The 23741-nt window shown below is 37.6% G+C and carries 23 protein-coding genes, 1 pseudogene and 1 riboswitch; of the genes and pseudogenes, 9 read left to right on the top strand and 15 right to left on the bottom strand.

Going from position 1 to position 23741, the window contains the following annotated elements:
- Nucleotides 1-100 precede the first annotated feature (100 nt).
- Both LDX58_RS11430 and pgmB read right to left on the bottom strand, forming a co-directional pair.
- Nucleotides 101-763, bottom strand: coding sequence for a uracil-DNA glycosylase (locus LDX58_RS11430; protein WP_227937198.1), 663 nt, complete (start codon nt 761-763; stop codon nt 101-103).
- A gap of 115 nt (nt 764-878) precedes the next feature.
- Nucleotides 879-1559: a beta-phosphoglucomutase gene (pgmB, locus tag LDX58_RS11425; RefSeq protein WP_227936969.1), complete on the bottom strand. Its 681-nt coding sequence runs from the start codon at nt 1557-1559 to the stop codon at nt 879-881.
- 104 nt (nt 1560-1663) lie between these two features.
- On the opposite strand from pgmB, the gene rarD reads away from it, so the two are divergent.
- Complete coding sequence (gene rarD / locus LDX58_RS11420) at nt 1664-2611, top strand: EamA family transporter RarD (RefSeq protein ID WP_227936968.1); 948 nt, start codon at nt 1664-1666, stop codon at nt 2609-2611.
- A gap of 61 nt (nt 2612-2672) precedes the next feature.
- Here the strand turns inward: rarD and glnA are convergent, their stop codons facing one another.
- Nucleotides 2673-4031 (bottom strand): type I glutamate--ammonia ligase, encoded by a 1359-nt coding sequence (gene glnA, locus LDX58_RS11415; RefSeq protein WP_227936967.1) that lies wholly within the window; start codon nt 4029-4031, stop codon nt 2673-2675.
- A 266-nt stretch (nt 4032-4297) separates the two neighbouring features.
- Entirely contained in the window at nt 4298-5800 is a 1503-nt protein-coding gene (cshA, locus tag LDX58_RS11410; RefSeq protein WP_227936966.1) for a degradosome RNA helicase CshA, read from the bottom strand.
- A gap of 624 nt (nt 5801-6424) precedes the next feature.
- Between cshA and LDX58_RS11405 the strand changes: the two genes are divergently transcribed.
- The gene (locus LDX58_RS11405) at nt 6425-7960 is read left to right on the top strand and encodes an FAD-dependent oxidoreductase (RefSeq protein WP_227936965.1); all 1536 of its coding nucleotides are present in this window, start codon (nt 6425-6427) and stop codon (nt 7958-7960) included.
- A gap of 296 nt (nt 7961-8256) precedes the next feature.
- On the opposite strand, the gene LDX58_RS11400 is transcribed toward LDX58_RS11405, so the two are convergent.
- The 4 genes from LDX58_RS11400 to LDX58_RS11385 all read right to left on the bottom strand — a co-directional run bounded on the left by LDX58_RS11400 (nt 8257) and on the right by LDX58_RS11385 (nt 12725).
- Nucleotides 8257-10446, bottom strand: coding sequence for a DNA topoisomerase III (locus LDX58_RS11400; RefSeq protein ID WP_227936964.1), 2190 nt, complete (start codon nt 10444-10446; stop codon nt 8257-8259).
- Nucleotides 10447-10648: 202 nt separating this feature from the next.
- Nucleotides 10649-10963, bottom strand: a complete 315-nt coding sequence (locus tag LDX58_RS11395) for a DMT family transporter (RefSeq protein ID WP_227936963.1) — start codon at nt 10961-10963, stop codon at nt 10649-10651.
- Nucleotides 10964-10968: 5 nt separating this feature from the next.
- Nucleotides 10969-11319, bottom strand: coding sequence for a DMT family transporter (locus tag LDX58_RS11390; protein ID WP_227936962.1), 351 nt, complete (start codon nt 11317-11319; stop codon nt 10969-10971).
- A gap of 57 nt (nt 11320-11376) precedes the next feature.
- Nucleotides 11377-11491: riboswitch (guanidine-I (ykkC/yxkD leader) on the bottom strand.
- A gap of 34 nt (nt 11492-11525) precedes the next feature.
- Complete coding sequence (locus tag LDX58_RS11385) at nt 11526-12725, bottom strand: class I SAM-dependent rRNA methyltransferase (RefSeq protein WP_227936961.1); 1200 nt, start codon at nt 12723-12725, stop codon at nt 11526-11528.
- Nucleotides 12726-13420: 695 nt separating this feature from the next.
- Between LDX58_RS11385 and LDX58_RS11380 the strand changes: the two genes are divergently transcribed.
- The 3 genes from LDX58_RS11380 (at nt 13421) to LDX58_RS11370 (ending at nt 14726) form a co-directional block, all read left to right on the top strand.
- Nucleotides 13421-13726 (top strand): DUF3817 domain-containing protein, encoded by a 306-nt coding sequence (locus LDX58_RS11380; protein ID WP_227936960.1) that lies wholly within the window; start codon nt 13421-13423, stop codon nt 13724-13726.
- 281 nt (nt 13727-14007) lie between these two features.
- On the top strand, nt 14008-14166 hold the full coding sequence (locus LDX58_RS11375; RefSeq protein WP_227936959.1) for an anti-repressor SinI family protein: 159 nt from the start codon (nt 14008-14010) through the stop codon (nt 14164-14166).
- Between the two features lie 236 nt (nt 14167-14402).
- The gene (locus tag LDX58_RS11370; protein WP_227936958.1) at nt 14403-14726 is read left to right on the top strand and encodes a helix-turn-helix domain-containing protein; all 324 of its coding nucleotides are present in this window, start codon (nt 14403-14405) and stop codon (nt 14724-14726) included.
- Nucleotides 14727-14816: 90 nt separating this feature from the next.
- Here LDX58_RS11370 and LDX58_RS11365 read toward each other — a convergent pair whose 3' ends face one another.
- The 4 genes and pseudogenes from LDX58_RS11365 to LDX58_RS11350 all read right to left on the bottom strand — a co-directional run bounded on the left by LDX58_RS11365 (nt 14817) and on the right by LDX58_RS11350 (nt 16502).
- Entirely contained in the window at nt 14817-15032 is a 216-nt protein-coding gene (locus tag LDX58_RS11365) for a helix-turn-helix domain-containing protein (RefSeq protein WP_227936957.1), read from the bottom strand.
- A complete protein-coding gene (locus tag LDX58_RS11360; protein ID WP_227936956.1) occupies nt 15019-15411 on the bottom strand; it encodes a hypothetical protein in 393 nt (130 codons plus the stop codon). Before LDX58_RS11360 ends, LDX58_RS11365 begins: the two co-directional genes overlap by 14 nt.
- Before the next feature lie 145 nt (nt 15412-15556).
- Nucleotides 15557-16148: pseudogene (locus LDX58_RS11355) on the bottom strand (DNA-3-methyladenine glycosylase).
- Nucleotides 16149-16304: 156 nt separating this feature from the next.
- Nucleotides 16305-16502, bottom strand: coding sequence for a hypothetical protein (locus LDX58_RS11350; protein ID WP_504752853.1), 198 nt, complete (start codon nt 16500-16502; stop codon nt 16305-16307).
- Here LDX58_RS11350 and LDX58_RS11345 point away from each other — a divergent pair.
- Complete coding sequence (locus LDX58_RS11345) at nt 16497-16703, top strand: glycine betaine ABC transporter substrate-binding protein (RefSeq protein WP_372459162.1); 207 nt, start codon at nt 16497-16499, stop codon at nt 16701-16703. The two genes, LDX58_RS11350 and LDX58_RS11345, sit on opposite strands and share 6 nt — an antisense overlap.
- Nucleotides 16704-17013: 310 nt before the next feature.
- Here LDX58_RS11345 and aguB read toward each other — a convergent pair whose 3' ends face one another.
- A complete protein-coding gene (aguB, locus tag LDX58_RS11340; RefSeq protein ID WP_227936954.1) occupies nt 17014-17889 on the bottom strand; it encodes an N-carbamoylputrescine amidase in 876 nt (291 codons plus the stop codon).
- 20 nt (nt 17890-17909) lie between these two features.
- Nucleotides 17910-18938, bottom strand: coding sequence for an agmatine deiminase family protein (locus LDX58_RS11335; RefSeq protein WP_227936953.1), 1029 nt, complete (start codon nt 18936-18938; stop codon nt 17910-17912).
- A 304-nt stretch (nt 18939-19242) separates the two neighbouring features.
- Here LDX58_RS11335 and LDX58_RS11330 point away from each other — a divergent pair, with 304 nt between their 5' ends.
- The gene (locus LDX58_RS11330; protein WP_227936952.1) at nt 19243-21162 is read left to right on the top strand and encodes a triple tyrosine motif-containing protein; all 1920 of its coding nucleotides are present in this window, start codon (nt 19243-19245) and stop codon (nt 21160-21162) included.
- 223 nt (nt 21163-21385) lie between these two features.
- On the opposite strand, the gene LDX58_RS11325 is transcribed toward LDX58_RS11330, so the two are convergent.
- On the bottom strand, nt 21386-21817 hold the full coding sequence (locus LDX58_RS11325; RefSeq protein ID WP_227936951.1) for a GNAT family N-acetyltransferase: 432 nt from the start codon (nt 21815-21817) through the stop codon (nt 21386-21388).
- A gap of 141 nt (nt 21818-21958) precedes the next feature.
- On the opposite strand from LDX58_RS11325, the gene LDX58_RS11320 reads away from it, so the two are divergent.
- Nucleotides 21959-22516, top strand: coding sequence for a YpiB family protein (locus LDX58_RS11320; RefSeq protein ID WP_227936950.1), 558 nt, complete (start codon nt 21959-21961; stop codon nt 22514-22516).
- 165 nt (nt 22517-22681) lie between these two features.
- The gene (locus LDX58_RS11315; RefSeq protein WP_227936949.1) at nt 22682-23386 is read left to right on the top strand and encodes a Dps family protein; all 705 of its coding nucleotides are present in this window, start codon (nt 22682-22684) and stop codon (nt 23384-23386) included.
- Nucleotides 23387-23741 lie beyond the last annotated feature (355 nt).

Here is a 23741-nt window from a genome sequence, read left to right as displayed (position 1 = left end):
AAAAAAAGGTGACTCAAACTGATACTCTAAGCAGTTTTTTGATAAAAAGCAGCTTAGAGTTTCAATAAAAGTCAACCCTTAAAAGGAAATCTTACATTGTTTAACTCCATTTTATTGGTTCAGTCTTGTCTTGTTCTAACAGATGGTTGATTTGTGAAAATGGCTTACTACCAAAAAAACCGCGATTAGCTGAGAAAGGACTTGGATGAGGGGCCTGTATAATCGGATGATGCTTGTTTGTAATTAGACTTAGTTTTGCTTGTGCCTGTTTCCCCCACAATACAAAGATAACTGGAAGTTCACGCTCATTTAGAACCTTGATGATTGCATCAGTGAATCTCTCCCATCCTTGACCTTTATGCGATGCCGGCTCTCCCTTCCGAACAGAAAGAACGGTATTGAGTAAGAGTACACCTTGTTTAGCCCATGGAACAAGGTAACCGTCTGTAGGTGGATCACAACCAATATCCATTTGTAACTCTTTGTATATGTTTTTTAACGATGGTGGGATCTTCTGGCCTGGTTTAACCGAAAAGCTAAGCCCGTGCGCTTGGTTTGGACCGTGGTAGGGATCTTGCCCTAAGATGACGACTTTTGTTTCTTCATAACTCGTATAGTCTAATGCACTATACCGATCAACTTCGGGAGGGTAAATGGCATGTATTTTAGAATCCTCATTTAGGAACTGCTCTATTTTTTTAAAATAAGGTTGTTTAAATTCAGGCTCAAGTATATGCTGCCAATCAGTTGTTAACAATTCAATCCCTCCTTTTAACAATGTTATTTATTGTAACACAATGTTATCGTAGTGACTTTGGAAACTTCATACGGAGATCTGACATAACCAAATCTCCTATTGTACCTTTTTTCAATATGAATTAATATAATGTCTTATTGTCTTTATTCAAGGCAGCTTCTAACGATTCCACTGTTAACTTCATTGTTGAGTCTAAATAGAAATTGGCTTTGCTTAAAAATGGTTCATGACCGACACCTACAGAAAACATATCGGTTTGTAGAACCGCTGCTAATCCTGCCTCTCCATCTTCTATAGCCACACATGCAGAAGGGTAAACATCGATGTGCTCAGCAGCTCTTAGAAAAATCTCAGGATCGGGCTTGCCTCGCTTTAGTTTCGTGACGTCAACCACTCCTTGAAAAAAATCAATTAATTCAAGCCTGGTTAAGACTAAGCTTGCATTTTGACTCGCAGATGCCACGACCATCGGAATTTGCCGTTCGGCTAATTGTTTAATAAAATGTCGAATGCCAGGCTGTGCGTCCTCTGCAGTGAGCTGTGAGATCATTTCTTGATAATGTTTATTTTTCTGTTCACAAATCTCGGCTATTTCTTCTTCAGTAAACGTATATGATGATCGCTCGATAATCGCACCGACCGTCTTTCTACGGCTAAGTCCTTGCAAAGCTTGATTCCAATCATGTGAAAAATCAACATCTAGACTTGAAGCTACTCTCAGATTGGTTTCGTAATGCAATGGCACTGTATTTGAAATGACTCCATCCATGTCAAAAATAACAGCTTTCATTTGTTGCTTCATAAAACATGCCTCCTCATTTATTTAGGTTTCCGAAGATCTTTTCATAGGCATCCGATATTAATTTGTGTAAAATAAAGTTATCTCATTTGGAGAGGAAGAAAAATATGCAACAAGATCATCAATCCGGTATCCTCGCTGCTATCGCTGCCTATTTAATTTGGGGAATTCTTCCGTTATATTGGAAGCTTCTTGAGACCGTTTCTCCAGGGGAAGTATTGGCCCACCGTGTTATTTGGTCACTCGTTTTCATGATCGGCATTTTAGTAATCCGAAAACAGCTACAGCCAGCTTGGAAAGAATTCATCATCATCTTTTCACATTACCGTTCTGCCATAGGAGTTATTTTAGCATCTTGCTTTATTTCTTTAAATTGGTTCATTTTCATTTGGGCCGTTAATAGTGACCGAGTCATTGAAGCGAGCTTAGGGTATTACATTAATCCCCTTCTCAATGTGCTTTTAGGAGCCCTTTTCTTAAAAGAGTCATTTACACGTTGGCAGGTGTTATCATTTGTTTTGGCCTTTTCCGGGGTAACCATCATGACGCTTTACTATGGAGTCGTGCCATGGACAGCTTTATTACTAGCATTATCGTTTGGCATATATGGATTAATGAAAAAATTAGTCAATGCTGGCGCTATAGTCGGTTTAACTGTTGAAACGCTATTAGTCACCCCTATTGCCTTTGTTTATTTATATTGGATTCATCATCAACCTCTATTCAACAGTGCCTTTGGTTTAACTCAGGTTGATACGACAATGCTATTAATTGGAGCTGGAGTAGCTACAGCCATCCCATTATTGTTATTTGCTTTAGGAGCAAGGCGCATTTCATTATCCCTCATTGGTTTCTTACAATACATTGCACCAACTATTATGCTCTTATTTGGAATTTTCTTGTTCAACGAGCCTTTTTCACAAATTCAATTCTTGGCCTTCCTCTTAATCTGGGTTGGACTCATTATCTTTACGACATCAAAAACGCCGGCTTTTCATAAACTCACTGCCACGTTTTCCCGTTCGAAATCAGAACGAAAGCAAAAAGCATGCTGATAAATCAGCATGCTTTTTTATAATCGAGAGAAAACACTCAAGGTTGGTTATGCAATTGGGATTAGAACTTTGATTGGTAAGCAGCAATTTCCCAGTTTGTAACAGCTATACGGAAGTCATCAGACTCTGCACGCTTAAGAGCTACATACTCGTTGAAAGCATGCTCACCAAGTGTTTGACGTCCGATTTCACCAGCTTCGAAACGGTCAAGTGCCGCTTCAAGGCTTGTTGGTAAATTTTCAATTCCGCGAGCATCTAATTCTTCCTTAGACATATGGAAGATATCTGCATTAACTGCTGGAGTAACTGTTAAGTCACTGTCTACTCCATTTAAACCTGCAGCTGCGATAACTGCAAACGCGAAGTATGGGTTTGCAGATGGATCCGGGCAACGGATTTCTACACGAGTTCCCGGACCGCGTGTTGCAGGGATACGAACTAAAGAAGAACGATTAGACGCAGACCATGCAATGTAGCAAGGTGCTTCATATCCAGGTACTAAACGCTTGTAAGAGTTAACAAGTGGATTTGTTACTGCTACAAAATCCTTAACATTCTCCATTAAACCAGCAATAAATTGATAGGCTTTTTCTGATAAGCCCAGATCACCAGATGCATCATAAAAAATATTCTCTTGCTTTTCATCATCAAACAAAGAAATGTTAACGTGCATTCCGCTTCCGTTTTCACCAGCAAGTGGTTTTGGCATGAATGTCGCATGGTAGCCAAATTGTTGTGCTATTGTTTTAACAACCCATTTGTATGTTGTCGCTGCATCAGCAGAACCTAGTGCATCTGCATATTTAAAGTTAATTTCATGCTGTCCGATAGCTACTTCGTGGTGAGAAGCTTCAATTGTGAAGTTCATCATTTTCAAAGCTTTATAGATTTCAAGACGAACTTTTTCACCTAAGTCTTTTGGAGATGGCTCAAAATATCCACCTTTATCTTGTGTGTCTAAAGTTGGTTGTCCATTTTCATCTGTTTTAAACAAGAAGAACTCAAGCTCTGGTCCAACACTGATTGAATAACCTTGGTCTTTTGCACGTTTAACTGTTTTTTTCAAAACGTTACGTGGGTCGCCATCAAAGTCTGATCCATCAGGCTTTTTTACGCTACATAGAAAGCGAGCTTCTGAGTAGCCCTCTTGCTCTGTCCAAGGAAGAACAGCAAAAGTTGTTAAGTCTGGGTCTAAATATAAATCTGATTCATTAATTGGTGTGTACCCTGTAATAGAAGATCCGTCAAACATAACTCTTCCTTCTACTACTTGATCTATTTGGTCAGCCGTTACAGTAACATGTTTAAGTGTTCCTTCAATATCCACGAATTGTACGTGAAGAAGTTCTACGCTCTTTGTTTCAATCGTTTCTTTTATAGTTTGAACTAAACTCTCTCTTGTTGGTGTAGAAATTGCCATTTCTCAACACTTCCTTTTCATGTAATGTTTTATGACATCAACTTGTTATGTTTTACTTTATGATTTTGCAGGAATTTTCGCAATAAGTATGTGAGATAATCTGACATAGAAAATATTACTAATGCAACTGTTGTTTTTATAAGAATCCGCATAGCTAAAGCAATGAAAAGGTTTACAAAAATTTGATTTTATATAAATTATTTTTCATATACAAGCTAGAAATTTCATTAAAAAGAAAGCTGGCGCATTCGCCAGCTTTCTCATAACTATGCCTGTTTTGATTTGCGTTGCTGTCCGCCACGGCCACCTTGGCCTTGACCGCTTGAACGACGTGCTCCACTGCGCTCATCTTTGCCACGGAAAGAAGGACGACGACGATCATCACGTTGACGACCACCACCACGGTAAGGTTTTCCAGTACCGCCGCCGCTACCTTGACGTTTTTTCACACGTAACGGTGCTTCACCTGTTAGACGAACTGGAGTTGTATCCGGTTCTTTTGTAAGAAGCTTCAATGCCGCTGCAAGAGCAGTTGTAGCATCTGTTTCTTGTAGCAAATCTTTAGCAGCTTTGTGATAGCTTGCTGCTTCGCCACTTGTGATAAGTGAGCGTAATTGTTCAATAGCAAGTTCTTGCTGCCCTCTAATCGCTTGTTCATGAGAAGGCTTCTGAACTTTCGCCATCTTTTTCTTAGAAAGTTGTTCAATTGCTTTAACATGATCCATTTCACGAGGCGTAGCAAACGTAAGTGCTAAACCTGATTTTCCAGCACGACCTGTACGTCCAATTCTGTGAACATAGCTTTCTGGGTCTTGCGGAAGATCAAAGTTATAAACGTGAGTTACACCACTAATATCAAGACCACGTGCCGCAACGTCTGTTGCAACAAGGACATCAATTAGTCCCGTTTTGAACTTACGAAGAACACTATCACGCTTTGCTTGATTTAAGTCACCATGAATTCCTTCAGCACGGTAACCACGCTTAATTAATGCTTCAGATAATTCGTCCACACGTCTTTTCGTACGACCAAATACAATCGCAAGCTCTGGTGAATGAATATCCATGAAGCGGCTTAATACATCAAACTTTTCTTTTTCATGAACTTCCACATATTGCTGTTCGATGTTTTCCATCGTTACTTCTGAAGATTTAACAGCAATTAATTGAGGACTTGACATAAACTGCTGTGCAAGTTTTTCAATTCGTTTCGGCATTGTCGCTGAAAATAGAAGTGTTTGACGCGCTGTAGGAACTTCTTTTAAGATTGTTTCAATATCTTCAATGAAGCCCATATTAAGCATTTCATCTGCTTCATCTAAAACAACCATCTTCACTTCATTAAGACGAATCGTTTTACGTCTCATATGATCCATTAGTCGACCAGGTGTTGCCACTACTACGTGTGGCTTGCGTTTCAAATCAGTGATTTGTTTACGCATGTCCTGGCCACCATACACGACAACCGTACGAACGCCTTTATGCTTACCAAAAGTAACGAGTGACTCTGCGACTTGATTCGCAAGCTCTCGTGTAGGGGCAAGGATAAGTGCTTGAACATGTGCTTCTTCAACATTAATACGGTTTACTAGCGGTACACCGAACGCACCTGTTTTTCCTGTGCCCGTTTGCGCTTGCCCAATAATGTCTTTTCCTTCCAATGCAGTTGGAATCGTCTCAGTTTGAATAGGTGTTGCTTCTTCGAATCCCATTTCTGTTACTGCTTTAACTACATTGGGATCTAAGTTAAAATCATAAAAAGTTGCCAAATATATAATCTCCTTTGTTGGTGATCTTCACCTTGTTTAAAAATTTAAAACATCTTTAATAATATCATGTCCTTTTGCATAATGCAATATGTTTTCTAAATTTTAGTAATTTAATGTGATGCATACAAACGATTATCGCTGCTTAAAACATCACAGAATTGCATTCCATCCTTTTACCTTTAACCCTTTTTGCTGAACACGAGTTTCCCTCTTGTTATTTTACTCACATCTTCTTTTGATACACTCCAGTTTTTCATTATTGCTTCATGTTTTAGATCACGAACAATTACTCGGTAATGCTCTAAGATGTGTTGCTCACATCTTTTTATTTATCATGTCCCCTTACATGCTTATTTAATCTTTTTACCAACACTTATTGTATTTTATGTGTGTTTTGACTTATTAGAGCAAGGTTATCCTTTCTTATTTTCAGAAAAATGTATCGATCTCTCTTCTCTGTACTAACCCAAGCCACAATATTCAAGTAATTAAATAAGCATTTTTAAGATTACTTCAATCGTTATTCAAATATTTCAAAACCTAGCTTGTAAAAAATGCAATACATGAATTCTCCTCAATTGGTTACATTATGAAAAAGAAATCGTACTAACTTGGAGGTACATAATGGATGAATATATTTTAATGAATTCTACAATGCCTGAACAACCTGAGCCTTACTGGCGCGACTCCTTTGATGTAGAGAGCTTTCCTACTTTAGAGGAAGATCTCGATGTTGATGTTGTCATTGTCGGTGGTGGCATATCTGGAATTACAACAGCCTATCGTCTTTCTGAGGAAGGATTGAAAATAGCTTTAGTAGAAGCTGACGTCCTTCTAAACGGAACAACCGGACACACAACAGCAAAAATAACGGCTCAACACGGCGCTATTTACGATGAATTGACCTCTCATTTAGGCAAGGAAAAAGCAAAGCTATACTATGATGCCGCGACAGATGCGATGGCATTCATTCAGAACCTTGTTCAAGACAAAAAAATCGATTGTGACTTCTCCAATGAAGATGCGTATTTGTACACGACCATGAACACGGGTGTCAATAAGCTACAAAATGAATTTGAAGCTTATAAGCAACTAGGAATTAAAGGAGAGCTTGTTCAAACAATCCCTTTGAATCTACCTGTAAAAGCCGCTCTTGTCATGAAAGGGCAAGCGCAGTTTCATCCACTTAAATACCTATCTTATTTAGTTGGAAAAATTAAAGAAAACGGTGGATTTATTTTCGAACATACTGTCGCAGAAGACATAAAGGAAGGTAATCAACCAACAGTCTTGACTAGAGGTGGCTCTAAGGTAACAGCAAACTCCGTTGTTGTCGCTTCTCATTTCCCATTTTATGATGGTGGTGGCCTTTATTTTTCTAGATTGCATGTCGAACGTTCTTATATTTTAGCTGCTAAAGTACCTAAAGGTGAATGTCCAGATGGCATGTATTTAAATGTTGACTCTCCTTCACGTTCCTTACGCTATACGATGCAAGACGGGGAAAAGCTTGCTTTAATTGGCGGTGAAGAACATAAAACTGGACAAGGAATTAATACAAAATACCATTATGATGCTTTAGAACAATATGGAATGGAACTGTTTTCAGATCTCAACATCGAATACCGCTGGTCAACTCAAGATATGGTGACGCTTGATAAAGTTCCCTACATTGGGAAAGTTTCCCGTATGCATCAAAATATCTTTGTCGCATCAGGTTATCGTAAGTGGGGGATGACAAATGGAACGATGGCTGGGCTGTTATTAAGTGATCTCATATTAAAACGTGAGAATCGGTATGAATCCCTTTACCGCCCTTCTCGCTTTATTGCTGACCCAAGCGTTAAGCATTTCATTACTCATAATGCAGATGTGGCAAAGCAATTACTTAAAGGTAAATTTGACAAAAATGAGAAACATCCTGATGATGTCAAAAAAGACGAAGCTGCCGTCGTGACCGTTAATGGTAAACGGGCAGGTGCTTATCGCGATTCTGAAGGACAACTTCATGTTGTCGACACAACCTGTACGCATATGGGGTGTGAAGTACATTGGAATGATGGCGACCGTTCATGGGATTGCCCTTGCCATGGGTCCCGCTATTCTCCTAGCGGTGATGTGTTAGAAGGTCCTGCAAAAAAGCCTTTAAAAAAGTTGTAAGTCCGTTTCAAACGGCTCTACTCCTTTCCGGGCCTATAATACTTAACATTTAACATTTTTATGAAGCAGCTAAACCAACTCGTTCATTTTGGTTTCTAATCGCCAAGAACCCCCACGCCTTGTGGAGGTTCTTGTTTTATTGGGTTAAACATTAAGACATTGCCATTTTCGCAATTTAATCGCAAACCGGATTTACTAGCGACATTTTCACTGATATCAGTGAAATTTGATTAATCATTCGTCCTATGTTATCCATGAATGTCGTCGAAATCAAACAACCCTCTTATGACACAAAATCACTGTTTTTTCAACTTAGCCAATGCATCGGCCAATGCTGTATTAGTAAATTCCTCTTTATTGTTTTGCTGCTTTATATAGTTGGATACTTCTCTTTTTGAAACTTTTTTATTTTGATTATCTTTGCGTTTTTCTTGGAATGTTGAAAGTTTTTCACGATGCCCACAGACGCATGCGAATGTTTGGCCTTCCCCCTCGCCCCAAATCTCTAGCTTTTTCTTGCATTTAGGACAGCGTGCGTTTGTTATTTTTGAAATGTTTTTCTTGTAGCCACAGACTGGATCCTGACAAACACGTCTTTTCCCATGTTTTGATTTCACTTCAAGCAAAAGCTTACCGCATTCAGGGCACGGACTTCCCGTCACATTATCATGCTTAAACAACTTATCGCTCTGCTTAATTGAATTGACAATATTTATTGCATATTCTTTCATTTCTTTCACAAAAACAGCTTTATCTAGCTTTCCAGTTGCAATTTTTTCTAGCTTTAACTCCCACTCTGCCGTTAAAGCAGGTGATTGCAAATCAGTTGGCACGAGATCGAGTAACTGCTGACCCTTTTTCGTCATGTGCAAATATTTATCACGTTTTTCAACTAAATGGTTATTTAATAGCTTTTCAATGATATCTGCTCGAGTCGCAACAGTCCCTATTCCACCCGTTTTACCTAGCGTGTCTGCTAATTCTTTGTTTTGATTTTCCAGATAAGCCATTGGTCGTTCCATTGCAGAAAGAAGCGTTCCTTCTGTTAAACGCGCTGGTGGTTGTGTTAGTCCTGAAGTTAGCTCGACCTTTATTACTGACAATTCCTCCCCTACTTCAACAACAGGCAAATGAAGGTCCCCTGCCTTATCAGTCGGCTTCTGCGAGTAATCGTCTCTATAAACAATTTGCCAGCCTAAGTCCGTCATTCTTTTGCCTTTTGCCACTACTTGCTCTTTTGCAAGTGTCGCTGTAATCGTTGTTTGGTCATATTGATAGGCATCAAAGAAGACGGCTAAAAACCTCCGAACAACTAAACGATAGATCTTTGTTTCCTTTTCACCAAGAGCAGTAGGACTCGGTGATTGCTCCGTTGGAATGATCGCGTGATGATCAGAAACTTTTTGATCGTTAATACAAGAAAGTTGCTTGCTGATTTTCACGCCATTTAATTTGGAAACTACTTTGCGGAACGGCTGAATATCACAGGCTTCAATTCGTTCTACCAATGTCTCCACCATATCTGAAGATAAAAACTTCGAATCGGTTCGAGGATATGTAAGCACTTTATGTTGTTCATATAAACGTTGTAAGATCGAAAGGGTTTCTTTAGCAGAATAACCAAACAACTTGTTCGCTTCTCTTTGTAACTCCGTTAAATCATATAGAAGTGGTGCCGATGTTTGTTTACGAACCGTTTTGATATCGATTACATTCACCACTCCTTTAGACATGTTCTCGCGTATTTTCGGTCCTTTTTCTAAATCAAAAATTCTTCTTTCATTCGTCTTGTTGTCGATCCAATGAAAGGTGATGCCTTTTTTCGTATCAACGACCAATTCTTGAAAAGAAACTGGCTTAAAATTTCGAATATCTCGTTCTCTTTTTTCAATCATCGCAAGAGTAGGTGTTTGCACACGGCCACAAGACAGTTGTGCATTGAATTTTGTCGTCAACGCTCTTGTGCCATTCATCCCTACATACCAATCTGCTTCAGATCTTGCCACTGCAGAATGATATAAGCCTTCATACGCTTTAGCGTCTTTAAGCTTTTGAAATCCTTCTTTTATCGCACGGTCCGTTACCGACGAAATCCATAAACGTTTTAATGGTTTTTGAACATGTGCCTTCGCCAAAATCCACCTCGCAACGAGTTCTCCTTCCCGCCCCGCATCGGTTGCAATAATAATCTCTTTCACATCTTTACGTTGCAGTTGTGCCTTCACGACATGGAACTGCTTGCTCGTTTGTTTCATAACAACTAACTGCAACTTGGACGGTAGCATCGGTAAGTCTTCAAGCTTCCACGTTTTATATTTCTCTCCATAACTTTCAGGTTCTGCTAGTGTCACTAAGTGTCCAAGCGCCCATGTGACAACGTATTTGTCTCCTTCAATAAAACCATTACCTTTTCTCCCGCAATTTAATACACGTGCGATATCACGCGCAACGGATGGCTTTTCGGCTAATATAACTGACTTTTGCATGAGAACATCCTTTCCAAACCTCTTATTCTTTCAATGATAGCACCCTCGTCACAAAAAAGAAATCGCCTCTCCTTGCCTCCTGTTTCACGTGAAACATTTCTGATTATTAGGGAGATTTAAAAAGGTATCATTGTCTTTAACCATCTCACATCTGAGAGATGGCGTAAGGAATGAGACAGTCCTTACGTCATTATAAAATTTATTAAGATACCACTTTTAACCCAACTGCTGAGAGCACAATTAAACTTAAGAACACCACTCTCTTCCAGTTTTTCGACTCACCATAGAAAAACATCCCGATAAGCACACCTCCTGCAGCACCAATCCCCGTCCAAACGGCATAAGCTGTCGCCATCGGGAGGACGACCATCGCCAGCGATAAAAAGAAAAAACTCATTCCAAACGCTCCAATTAAATAGGTTAATTGTAACAATCCACGTTTTTGATTAAACTGACTAATCATCGCTACGCCTGCCATTTCAAACAAACCTGCAAGGACTATAAAAAGCCACTCCATCTTACTTAGACCTCCTTCTCTTCCACCTTCGCTTGCGTTGTTACCTTCAAACCAACAACCCCAATGAGCAAGATAACAATAAATAAAACCGTTGCCCGATTCATAGGTTCTGAGAAAATGAAATGATCAACCAATGCTGTCCCAACTGTTCCTAGTCCAACAAACACGGCATATGCCGTCCCAACTGCTAACCTTCTCCCTGTCCAAATTAACAAAATGAAACTGATCACAATCGCTAGTATCGTTGCGACCCATTCGCTCGATGTAGTCGCATACTTGAGTCCAACAACCCACCCTACTTCAAATCCAGCTGCAACGACTAACACTAGCCAAGCCCATTGTTTCTTTGTTTGCATCCTAATCCCCTCCGTAGTAACAAAAAAGCCGGAACGTCCTATCATCAAAATGACAGTACCTCCCGGGCTTTTCCCTCCGTGTCCATAGAACTCTACTAAATTCATGAGAGCTATGTGCTCTCTCTCGGACCAGTCCGGTTGTTAAAACCGCGGAACCCTAGAAAGCCTTTAAATATACTCATCGTATTACTTTAACAACTTACAGGTTACCGACCTTTCACCCTGATGAAAACTACTTTTAAATAGTTTCCTTCTGAGAAAGCTTTCGTTGTTTTAAAATCTTGAGGCAATGTAAATTGTTCAACTATTTCATAGTTTAACCGTTCGTTCTGAAAAGCCTCTTTGATAAACTTATGAAATTTAGCCATATTAAATGTACTACAATTTGTCGATGCAACAATGACACCATCCTTTTCCGTTATTGCTATAGCTTCTTGTAGCAACCCTGTATAATCTTTTGCTGCACTAAACGTGTGTTTTTTCGATCTAGCAAAACTCGGGGGATCTAATATTACTAAATCAAACACCCTTTCTTTCTTTTTTGCATACTTAAAATAATTAAATACATCCATGACAACGATGTCTTGTGCTTCATAGTCAATCTTATTAACACTAAACTGCTCAATTGTTTTAGGTAAACTCCTTTTCGCCAAGTCTACACTCGTTGTTTTGACAGCTCCCCCTAAGGCAGCAGCCACCGAAAAAGCACCGGTATAAGAGAACGTATTAAGGACTGTTTTTCCTTTTGCATACGTTTCTTTAATCCGGTTTCTTACCTCTCTTTGATCTAGAAATACACCGACCATCGGGCCATCGTTCAAATAAACAGCAAACTCGATATGATTTTCTTTAATAAGCAACGGAAACTTTCCACGTTCACCCATGACAAAATCATCATCCTCTACATATTCACCTTTACTGGCAAAGCGCTTTTTCTCATAAATCCCCTTAAACGAACTTACCTTTTGAAATGCTTCGTATAGATCACTTCGAAACTCGTAAATTCCTTCACTGTACCAAGTAAAGACATAGAACTCATCATAATAGTCTATCGTTAAACCACCTATTCCATCTCCTTCCCCATTAAAAAGGCGGAAAGCTGTTGTTGCTGAGTCCTGAAACAAGTCTTTTCTTTGTACTAATGCGCTCTTAATACGATTCACAAAAAAATCACTATCAATCTTTTCCGTTTCGTTTTTCGTTAAAACCCAACCAATTCCCTTGTTTTGTTTGCCATAATAGCCCTTTCCAATAAAAACTCCAGATTCATCATGCAATTGAACAATCGAGCCTTCCTCTATCTGCGGGAGTCCTAAGCGTAGTGATGATGCTTCAATTAATGGAAAGCCTTTTTTTATTTTCTCTGCAGCTTGTTTTTTGATCGATAACGTTATATTTGGTCTCATATAATCTCCAATCACTTTAATTTTTATCTAATAGTATGTACCTGAAAAAGAGTGGATAAGCTCCTTTTGTTACTAACTCTGCCTATACACTCTAACTAAGTTTGAAATAGTCTTTGCTTATCATAACTTACTATTCCTTTTTAGCAAAAGCAAAAACCCCCCTATCAGCTTTCATCCAGCGTAAGATCAGTTTTGGCTAACACTTTTCCATTTTTCAATCGTTTGTTTTAGAGTCACGAGAAAGATTTTGAATAAAAGCTTTAGCGATCTTGATCTTATCAACAGGAAGTACAAGCAAATACTTACATCGTAAGATTATCTAACGCTATTTCAAAACCTGCTTTCCGTAGTGAAGTTAGTTTCTTAATGACTCATCTCATCTTCATCATTAACTAAGGAATGTTCTGTTAACTCCAACTTAATTTGGCTTGGTTCAATACTATTTTTCGAAGCTTGTTTCTCCCCTTATTTTTATGAAGGAAAAGTAAGAGGCTGTTCTCCACAATTAATTTCTTTGTCTTTGGATTCGTAAAAAAGATACGAAGCGAAGCCTCCCTATCTATCCAAACTATAAAGCCTATTCCAATTTGCAAGGGTTCATCAAATGTTAATACATGTACTTCGTTGGACTTGCTATAATAGAAAGGAAGAGTTAAAGTCAGATCAATTGAATTGGATTGGAGTTGAATTGTGGTATGAGTACATCACTTAAAGCATTTCGTCTGATTGGCTATTTAGAGGGAATATCTTTCCTGCTTCTTCTTGGAATCGCGATGCCTTTCAAATATATGTTAGATATGCCTTTGATGGTTACAATTGTGGGGGGAGCTCACGGAGCGCTATTTGTTCTATATATAGGCGTAGTTTTTTATATGAAGCTGAATGCGAATTGGTCTTATATGAAGGCTTTTCTTGCTTGCGTCGCTTCAGTCGTGCCATTTGGCCCGTTTATTTTTGATGCTAAGTTCTTAAAGGAAGGACCTGTTACAAAAGGGTTTTGATTAGATTTTTATAAGAAAAACAGCATTAGCCGTCTTTTCTTATAAAAACTTATTATCTTCAAGAAGAGGTTAGTGGAAAAGGTCAAGTCCGACCTTTTCCACTAGCCTCTTCTACTTTACTATTGTTTAAATATAAAGAAATCTATCATCCCTAAATACTCAGTTCTAAATAAAGAACATTTTTTTTGTATTCACTTTATTTTCTGCACTTTTCGTACTATACTTACATTACGTTCTTTAAAAAGAACAATAGTGGTAATTTGTTGGGAGGAGGCATTTTAATGAATCAAAAATCGAAGGTACTTGATTCTGGTTGGATTGAACTCATTCTTACTGCAAAAAGGTTAGGCTTAACCGATGAAGAAATTAAGGACTATTTACAAAATCACTCTTCAGTAATCTCTTTCACAAAAGATGCAAAAAAAAAGCGAGTGAGATGATAGTCCTCTCCTTTTTCCTCCCCCCCAAAACTTAAGAACTATTCGTTCAATAAAGACTTTTATGGAATTAGACTATTTAAGGAGATAAGAATGAATACGTTGTTATATTAACATCAAAAATCGTAAAGTCCTGATCAAACTAGACAGGGATTTACGGCTCTTAAAGTAGTTCTATTTACATTACGATACAGACACTGCTATAATTTAAGTATAATATGGCAGAGAGGAACATTCATATGATCGGTGAACGTGTTAAGAAATATAGACTTGAAAAAGGCTTTTCTTTATCTGAACTAGCCGAGAAAGCTGGGGTTGCTAAATCTTATTTAAGTTCGATTGAACGAAACATCCAGTCAAACCCCTCTATTCAATTTCTAGAAAAAATCTCATCGGTACTCGGCATTTCCGTTGAAGATCTTTTGAATGAAGATCATAATTATGGAAATGAATTGGATTCTTCGTGGATTGAATTAGTCAGAGAAGCAATGGACTCTGGTATTAGCAAAGATCAATTTCGAGAGTATTTAGAATTTAATAAATGGAAAAATAAACAATCATAATTTAAGGCAAAGGGTGACTAAGTATAAATTCGTTCTGTTAGCATTATTTTTGAGCTAGCTTTGACGAATTTAAAACAGGCACCCTTTCTTTTACTTTTTAACGGGTTCATTTAACGTTTCAATTAGTTCAATAAATTTTATACCTAGCGCCGTTGAAATTTTCTCTAATACTGAGATACTTGGATTTTTCTGCATACCTCTTTCAATATAACTAATATATGACTTTGATACACCAGATTGAGCAGCTAGCTCATTAAGTGTCATCCCTTTTTTTTCTCTAATTTTTCTGATATTACCTCCGTTCATCTTTATAACTCCTCATTGGTAAGATACTTACTTTTTTGTTTAATAATCTTGGGACCTCATCATCATCTAACAAAGGGATGAATCGACTGCTATTCATAATAAATTCAAATTGATAGTGGTGCGCATTACTGCCCATTCTACTCATAGATTGAATAATTGTTCCGTATAATTCAATATCATTTCCAGCAATAGTTGTTCGTAACTGATAAATAACAGATTGAGCTAAGGGAAATTTCAATTGACTAATAAATGATAAAGATCTTGTTGTAATTTCTATGATAATAATAGATGAAAGCTTTGAATCTACTATTCTTCCCTCTACTTGATAGATAGCTATTTTACCTAGTAAAGGTTGTTCAGAAATCAATGTTTTTGGCATTTAACCCTCCTATTCAACACCTTTTTTGTTCTCATTAAAGAACATTATACATTCTATTTAACGAACAGTAAACCCTTTTCGTTCTTAATAATGGATGAATTGAACAGGAAAATAGTTGATCTCTTTAAGTAAGAAACCAACTTGATCATTTTCTAGATATAAAAGGGTTGTTTTTCTCCCAAAAACGCCATAAATAATTTCTTGCTTCTCCACTGTTTTCAATCCCAATCCGAGTTCCTGTTTCTATTTTTTTAATGATTCGTCCTTGAGCAATAAATAGAGGCGGTTGGAAGCCCGGTAAGCCATAGTCTTCCTTTGTTATCGCAAAAGCTTTCGTTAATTTCCCTGGTCCATTAGTAAGGTCGACTTTTTTTTTTGTCTCCCCCCCTACGTTCATACATAAGGTCTAAGCCAAAAAAAGGCTCAACTGCTCGAATCAAGACGGCTTCTGGCTTGTCGACTTCTCCGCTAACAATATTAACTAAGCAGTGTGTATGCATCACATATGTATAAATATAGCCTGCCGGTCCATACATCACTTCTGTTCTCTTTGTCCTTCTATTGCCAAAACTATGAGCCGCTCGGTCTTCGGGACCCTTATAAGCTTCTGTTTCGACTATCCAACCAGCAGTTAGCCCCTCTTTTGTTTGTTTAACAAGTACCTTTCCTATTAAAGACTCGGCAAGATCTAGGGTTGGTTGATTAAAGTAAGAAGGATCTAACGGTTTAAAATCCATTTTATGGCCTCCATCATTCAATTGATTCAAAAAACACAAAGTTTGATTAGTCAAGGACACTACAAAAGCAAACAGTGGCAGTCGCCCGAATTTTGCTTAGATGCTTTAGAGACTAGTGAAAAAGGTTAATACCGGCCTTATTAAAAATCATATTAATCAAAGTTTATCTTTTTGCTTCGGAATAAAATTAAAAATTTCCTTAGATTCAATGCAATCGACAAATCGATTCAGCCAATCATCATATTCTAATGCATACTTTAATTTTTCTTTATCCACTTTCGCTGCTTCTTTTGTTTCTATAGAAGTTTGTTCATTTTCAACCATTTTATCGATCTCACTTAAGCATTTATGAATGGTGTTTATGTTAAGCGAGATTCCCAGTCTCCACTTGATGCAGCAGTTGGCGCTTGGTTACCAACGACACATGCCGATTACTATGCTCAATATGAAGGTGACTTTGAGGATCTAGGCTCAAACCTTCACGGAACTGCACTTGGTTTAGTCGTTCCAACTTATATGGACATCGATTCAATTGAAGATTTAGTAGTAGAATAATTGTGTTAAGCCAGAGCATCTAAGCTCTGGCTTTTTTGAGGAAAGATTAAGATAATTCGTACAGCTGAACACCACAAATAATTTAGATTGATCACTAATAGTAGTTAAGTTTCACTGTAAAGGACATCAGATCCGTTATTTGTCGAGAATCAAAGGAAAATGATCTTCCTCCAAACGAATCGAAAATACAGCTCTTTCTCACAAAATAGTGGAACCTATGTCCGGATATAAACGACAAGTGTTAATTAGTGTGCTAAAAACCCAAACCTTATGCGGTTTGATCTTTGTTTTATACCGCTATAGCTCTATGCTACACAGTTAATTCGCCATCGTAAGAAGTAATAATCTTATACAGATCCGGTCTACGATCTCTGAAAATCCCCCACTCAATTCGTTGATGGTCAAGGGCATCTAGATCAAATTCAGCTACTAAAACCGTTTCTTCAGTACGTCCAGCTTCCTCAATTTTATTTCCTTGAGGACCTGCAATAAACGATGAACCATAAAATGTAATCTTAGAATCCTCATCCTCTTCAACACCGATACGATTGGACGCAACGACCGGCACTAGATTCGACGCAGCATGTCCTAACATACATGTTTGCCAGTGGTCTTTTGAATCAATCGAAGAATCGTGTGGCTCTGAACCAATCGCCGTTGGATAAAAGAGAATCTCAGCTCCCATTAATACCATGCAGCGAGCTGCTTCTGGATACCACTGATCCCAACAAACCCCGATACCGATCTTGCCGTAACGTGTATCCCATACTTTAAATCCTGTATCGCCTGGATTAAAGTAGAATTTTTCCTCATAACCGGGTCCATCAGGAATGTGACTTTTCCGATAAACACCTAGTACTTCGCCATCCGCATCAATGACGGCTAATGAATTATATCTAGCGTTATTTTTCTTCTCATAAAAGCTAATCGGTAGCACAACCTCAAGTTCCTTAGCAATATTTTTAAAGTGGTTAACTGCTTTGTTTTTGTCTACTTCTGTCGCGTATGAATAATAGTCAGATTTCTCCTTTTGACAAAAATAAGGAGTCTCGAATAGCTCTTGAATTTGAATAATTTGTGCGCCTTTACTCGCTGCATCGCGGACAAGTTCCTCTGCTTTTTTAATATTATCTTCCACACAACCTTGATCACCCATTTGCGTTGCAGCCACTTTTACTTTTCTCAAATCAATCACCTCTTCTATTATTAATCTGCCGCTATCATTTGCTGAGTCGTACAATGAACATTGCCGCCCTCTTTAATAATCGCCATGCCATCTATTGTGCGTATTTTCCGATCAGGAAATGTTGCTTGTAACACATCGATTGCCTTTTGATCGTTCTCCTTAGCCGTCCCACCAAATATCGGAAGAATAATACCACCATTTACAAAGTAGAAATTTAAGTAGCTAACGGTTAAACGACTTTCCTCAAAATGAACTTCTGGAGGTTGTTCAATTTCAATGATTTCAAGTTTTCGCCCTTTTGCATCTGTAGCATTACGTAGAATTGCCAAGTTTTCCTGTGTAATCTGGTAATTATCATCACTAGGATCATGACAAACTTGCATAATGACTTTTCCCGGTGCAGCAAAGCAAGCGACATTATCGACATGGCCATCTGTCTCATCTCCACTTAAACCATTTTTTAACCAAATAATGGTTTCAACATTTAAATAGTCCTTTAAATATTGTTCAACAAGCTCCTTTGTCAGATCAGGATTTCGATTTGGATTGAGAAGACATTCCTCCGTCGTGAGTAACGTTCCTTCTCCATCGACATGGAATGAACCACCTTCCATGACGATTTGGGCATCAAACTTTTTGATATCAAAGTGCTCGAGGATTTTCGGTGCAACGTCATTGTCTAAATCCCAAGGACTATACTTTTTTCCCCATGCATTAAAGATCCAATTAATCGCTGCCATTTCGCCATCCTGATTGCGAATGAACGTCGGACCATTATCACGAAGCCACGCGTCATTATGTTCAATAGGTAGAAAATCAATACGCTCACCTGCAAAAATCTTTTTTAATTCATCTATATCATTTGGATTGCTAATGACAGTAACGGGTTCAAATTCAGCAATGGCTTGAACAAGTTCGACATAGCCATCCCAAATATTTTTATAATCATCAGGGTACACCATCGAATCTTGAACAGGCCAAGATATAAACGTACGTTGATGGGTTGTCCATTCTGCTGGCATTTTATAGCCTAATTCTTTTGGATACATGTATTCATCTCTCTCTTTACCTTTATATTTTCTTAAGCTTTAAGAAACATCATATAACAAACTTTCCTCATTCTCAAATGTAACCTTGCTAACCTTTCCTTAGCAACTTGCCTCCGTTCCATTTCCATTCTTATCGTCAAATTTCAAGAAATTTGAAACGAAACTCAGCTAAATTCTGTTTAACAAATGACTCCAAATTAGGAAAAGTCGAAACAATCTAAAATTCGACTTCAGCTTTCAACAAATTCCACATCTCTATTAGCTTTATAATTCTACTAGAGACTTTATACTTTGGAGGTTTATGATGAAAAAAGTAACTATATTTATTGTTTTCCTATTTTCTTTTTTCCTTTTTAGTCAACCGACTTTTGCTAATTCTACTAATCAATTGATTATCATTAACAAAGCGACAAATCAATTAGCCTATTATACTAATGGAAAGCATGTCGATACATATAAAGTCGCCACTGGTAGGCAAAGTAACTTTACACCAGAAGGCATATTTAAAGTAGTAAACAAATTAAAAAACCGCCCTTATTATAAAGCAAATATCGCTGGCGGAGACCGAAGAAATCCCCTTGGCGATCGCTGGATTGGTATAAATGCGCGAGGTACAAATGGCACCACCTACGCGATTCATGGAAATAACAATTCAAAATCAATCGGGACCTACGCAAGCGCCGGCTGTATTCGCATGTTTAATGATGAAATTCGCTTGTTATTTGAACAAGTTGAGGTGAATACCCCTGTTGTCATAACAAATACGAAACAATCCTTTGACGCCATTGCTGCAACGCATGGTTACAATGTCGAAAGTAAACTAAGTCATGTAACCGTTTCTACTAAAAGCCCACAACCTACGAACACATCTGTAGCCTTCACAGCAATGACTTCAAGTGGCCAAGACCCATTATTTAAATATTCTCTGTATGATGGTTCGAAATGGACGACACTGCAAGACTTCTCATCTAGTAAATCACTAAACTGGGAACCAACCAAAGCAGGTTCTTACAAAGTAAAAGTACAAGTGAAAAGTAAGAAATCAAATCAAACGTTTGATGACGAAAAGGTCATCAGCTATAACATCTTTACTCCAGCAAGCCTAAATTCCGTCAAAGCGGATGAAGTGAGTCCACAGCCTACAAACACTAGTATTGTAATTTCAGCTAATAGTAACAGCAACCCAGATAATCTATTTAAATTTTTAGTGTACAATGGCGAAACATGGACGACAATACAACCATTTTCCTCTACGCCTATAGCGAATTGGAAACCTTCAACAGCGGGATCCTATAAATTAAAAGTACAAACGAAGCATAAAGATTCCAAAAATAATTTCGATTCAGAAAAAACCATCAACTACCTAGTTTATGATTCAGCTGAAGTAACCTCCTTTAGCTCAGACAAAGTAAGCCCGAGTCCAGACAACTCAACTATTAACTTAACAGCTAAATCAAACAAAGATTCAAATAACGTGTTTAAGTTTCTCGTACATGATGGTTCTAAGTGGACGACGATTAACGATTTCTCTTCTACTTCAAAGGTAAATTGGAAACCTTTAAAGGAGGGTTCTTATAAACTGAAAGTACAAGTCAAACATAAATTTTCAAAGAAATCTTTTGATCAAGAAAAAGAAATGAACTATGTTGTTTACAAAAAGGCGACACTGGATTCAGTCCAAACGGACAAAGTAAGCCCACAGTTTGCAAAAGCACATATAATTGTCTCGGCAAATACGGTTAACAAAAATCACCTTTATAAATTTTATATCCATGATGGAACTGATTGGAAAACCGTACAAGATTATTCTCATACAACAACCTATAACTGGGATCCCCAACATGAAGGTCCCTTTAAAATTAAAGTGGAAGTTAAGCATAAACTATCTAAAGAAAAATACGATGATGTTAAGGAAATAAACTATTACATTAACAAACCAGTCACACTGCAAGAATTAACGCCTACGATACGCGAACATGAAGAAAATCTTCCGTTAACGATTAGCGCTATAGCAACTGGAGGTACCGAACTTCAGTTTAAATTTGAACTATTACAAAACTCAAATTGGGTTACCTTACAAGATTACTCTCCTTATAACACGTTTGAACGGGTCACCCCTACTGAAAGCGGTAACAATACAATTCGTGTATTAGTTAAAGAACAAGGGTCAACGAATGAGTTTGATGCAGTACTTGAAGAGCGTGTTCAAAAAGGTACTCTATAAGACTTGCAATGGCTCCGTTCGCTACTCGTCTTACTATGGGAAACCCCCTCATAGTAAGACTTTTAAAGATGTAGCGACTAGGCTTATTGCTTCGAGTCCGTTCAAAATTCAATAATACCATAAGAAAACAGTGTAACCAGCTTTTGCGTGGTTGATGATTTAAATTATTTTATTCTTAAAAGAGTGCCCTTGATCCTCGCTCTTTTTTGTTTCACATGAAACATTAAATATTTTTTTCCATCAAAGTGGAGACTTCATAAAACCCTAATTTATCATATAATTTCTTTGCTTGATTGCCTGCAAAAACATTGAGCTGAACTCTTTTGAAGTTCTTTCTTTTATAAAAATCCAGCGCATACCTCATAAGTAACTCTCCACACCCATGCTTTCTCCATCTGGGGATTACGTAAATTTCCAGTATCATACCAATGACTTCTTGTTCGTATGGCAAATTCGTTTCACCTATTAAAATCCATCCACATACCACCCCATTTTCGATTAAGACATGATACTCACCTTGGTAAAATAAAGTCATATCATCATTTATTCCTTGCTGATTCCCACTCAAATAACCTAACGTCGCTTCCTGTTGGACAATAGGTCCATAGCTTTGGATCAAATGTAACTCTTGATTTGTTGCTCTCCTTATCATCATTTTGCGTTTCCCCTCTCCATGAACCTTTTCGATACTTTATTCAATTTAGCTCAGCAATGTTATCTTTATTTTAATACGTTCTTAATTGCTAAATGATCTAGTCATGTTATGCTAGAGGAAAGAAAATTTAGGGTGATTTAAATGAAAAATTGGGTTTCTACAACTGAAAAGAGCAATTTTTTAAAATGGTTTTTAAACCAACATCAACTCAAGCATAAAGATGCACGAATTCTGATTGAGTATTTACTTAAACAACATCCTATTCTTGAGAACTTAACTTTCACTAGTTCCATTAAAACAAATGAAAAATCAATTATTATATCAAGTATGCAATCAGATCAACCAGGATTTGTTTATTACAATGGAAAGAACAAAACAGGAGATGTATCAAAAGCACTTGGAGATTTAATGAGCAACCCAGCCGATAAATTAAATATCGTCTTACATTTTTATGGGAGACAAAATAACCAGCGCTATCTTCAGTTAGTTGAACCTTCCACCAATTATTTTGTGCGTCACAAACAATTTCAAGAATACTCAAAAGAGGTTAATAGTCTTATTGAAAAGTCACTTATTGAGCAAGAAATAAAAAAAGTTAGGGAAGAAATTGATGCAGCGTTGGATCAAAATGACAAGCAACTATTTAATAGATTAGTAGAAAGGTTATCTGAACTTAAAGAGATTGAAAAAGATAAATAACCGATAAAAAGATGGGTGTCTCAATGATATGAGGCATTCGTTTTTTTGTTGACCCCACTCACCATTTCTCTTCTATATAAATCTCCAGGCTCACCAATATACATATAATTCAATAAAAACCACATACTAGTAATGAATCTTAATAAAAGAAAAGAGGCTAATACGATGGAAACACATGATAATCAAGGTTTTTCTCATGATGAATTTAAGCTTAACAAATCTGGCTTCGATATGGCTATGCCTGGTCACAAAACAGACCACCCAACCGATATGGTTCTAAGACAAGAACCTAGAACAGCTCGTAAAGAAGGATCGGGTATCAGTTTACCGTATGAGACTCGCTTGGAAATGGGGTTAATGTTAGATGAACATTTATGCGCTCTAAATGTAGCCTTGCATCAATATACGAAACATCATTGGTTAACAGAAGGTGCGGAATCATTTGGAAGTTTACACCATATCCTTGATGAGCATATTGACGTGACCCAAGACCACATTGACAGTGTTGGAGAAAGAGTTGCGCGTCTTGGTGTTGTACCGACTGCACACCCTGTTACGCAGCATGAGATTTCTTATATCAAACATGAAGTTGAAGGTCGTTATACGATGCGAGATTTTCTTCGTAATGATCTTGAGCACGAAATCAAAATACAAGGTATGATGAGAAAAACAATCAAAAGAGCTCATAGCTTGAATGACTTTGGAACCGTTCAAGTGTTAGAGGAAATTCTTTTAAAAAGAGAAGATCTAGGTTACCATATTTGGAGCCTTTTGGAAGATGATACCCTTGTTCGCGGCATGAATCACTTAATGGATCGAGAAAATGATATGGCTGTGAATAGAACGTTAAATCCAAACCTTAAGCAGTAAGACAAGCAAGTAGCTACTAATAATTAACATTACAGTCATAAGCTCTTTTAACTATGCATTGGGTCAACCTAGACTCAATGCATTTCCCTATTATGCTTCCTCCCTGGAATGGCGATTCCAAACAGTCTTTTGGCAATCCGTAAAAAACCAATCTTCCCCCACTCCTTTTATAAAATAAAGTACACGATTAATCAATTACTTCATGTTTACTCTTTTTCTATTAGTGATATGTAATAAATAAGACTACTAGTGATGATAGTAACAAAACCATTATTGCGACAGGCAATGTATGGATCCATTCATCTTCAGATTTTAATACCTCCTCAAAAGTTGGTGTGTTTTACCAAGGAAGTAC

The sequence above is a fragment of the Alkalihalobacillus deserti genome (genome assembly GCF_020734105.1).
Classification (GTDB): domain Bacteria; phylum Bacillota; class Bacilli; order Bacillales; family Bacillaceae_D; genus Halalkalibacter; species Halalkalibacter deserti.
Note: the sequence above shows the minus strand (reverse complement) of the source record. Positions and strands in the feature narration are given on the sequence as shown.

Excerpts from the sequence above, each read along its gene's own strand:
- LDX58_RS11335 (WP_227936953.1), bottom strand. The coding sequence starts at position 18,938 with ATGTATCCAAAAGAATTAGGCTATAAAATGCCAGCAGAATGGACAACC.
- LDX58_RS11365 (WP_227936957.1), bottom strand. The coding sequence starts at position 15,032 with ATGAACGGAGGTAATATCAGAAAAATTAGAGAAAAAAAAGGGATGACA.
- LDX58_RS11395 (WP_227936963.1), bottom strand. The coding sequence starts at position 10,963 with ATGGAGTGGCTTTTTATAGTCCTTGCAGGTTTGTTTGAAATGGCAGGC.
- LDX58_RS11330 (WP_227936952.1), top strand. The coding sequence starts at position 19,243 with ATGAAAAAAGTAACTATATTTATTGTTTTCCTATTTTCTTTTTTCCTT.
- LDX58_RS11375 (WP_227936959.1), top strand. The coding sequence starts at position 14,008 with ATGAATCAAAAATCGAAGGTACTTGATTCTGGTTGGATTGAACTCATT.
- rarD (WP_227936968.1), top strand. The coding sequence starts at position 1,664 with ATGCAACAAGATCATCAATCCGGTATCCTCGCTGCTATCGCTGCCTAT.
- glnA (WP_227936967.1), bottom strand. The coding sequence starts at position 4,031 with ATGGCAATTTCTACACCAACAAGAGAGAGTTTAGTTCAAACTATAAAA.
- LDX58_RS11320 (WP_227936950.1), top strand. The coding sequence starts at position 21,959 with ATGAAAAATTGGGTTTCTACAACTGAAAAGAGCAATTTTTTAAAATGG.
- LDX58_RS11345 (WP_372459162.1), top strand. The coding sequence starts at position 16,497 with ATGAATGGTGTTTATGTTAAGCGAGATTCCCAGTCTCCACTTGATGCA.
- LDX58_RS11405 (WP_227936965.1), top strand. The coding sequence starts at position 6,425 with ATGGATGAATATATTTTAATGAATTCTACAATGCCTGAACAACCTGAG.
- LDX58_RS11315 (WP_227936949.1), top strand. The coding sequence starts at position 22,682 with ATGGAAACACATGATAATCAAGGTTTTTCTCATGATGAATTTAAGCTT.
- LDX58_RS11400 (WP_227936964.1), bottom strand. The coding sequence starts at position 10,446 with ATGCAAAAGTCAGTTATATTAGCCGAAAAGCCATCCGTTGCGCGTGAT.
- pgmB (WP_227936969.1), bottom strand. The coding sequence starts at position 1,559 with ATGAAGCAACAAATGAAAGCTGTTATTTTTGACATGGATGGAGTCATT.
- LDX58_RS11380 (WP_227936960.1), top strand. The coding sequence starts at position 13,421 with ATGAGTACATCACTTAAAGCATTTCGTCTGATTGGCTATTTAGAGGGA.
- LDX58_RS11325 (WP_227936951.1), bottom strand. The coding sequence starts at position 21,817 with ATGATGATAAGGAGAGCAACAAATCAAGAGTTACATTTGATCCAAAGC.
- LDX58_RS11370 (WP_227936958.1), top strand. The coding sequence starts at position 14,403 with ATGATCGGTGAACGTGTTAAGAAATATAGACTTGAAAAAGGCTTTTCT.
- LDX58_RS11385 (WP_227936961.1), bottom strand. The coding sequence starts at position 12,725 with ATGAGACCAAATATAACGTTATCGATCAAAAAACAAGCTGCAGAGAAA.
- LDX58_RS11390 (WP_227936962.1), bottom strand. The coding sequence starts at position 11,319 with ATGCAAACAAAGAAACAATGGGCTTGGCTAGTGTTAGTCGTTGCAGCT.
- LDX58_RS11360 (WP_227936956.1), bottom strand. The coding sequence starts at position 15,411 with ATGCCAAAAACATTGATTTCTGAACAACCTTTACTAGGTAAAATAGCT.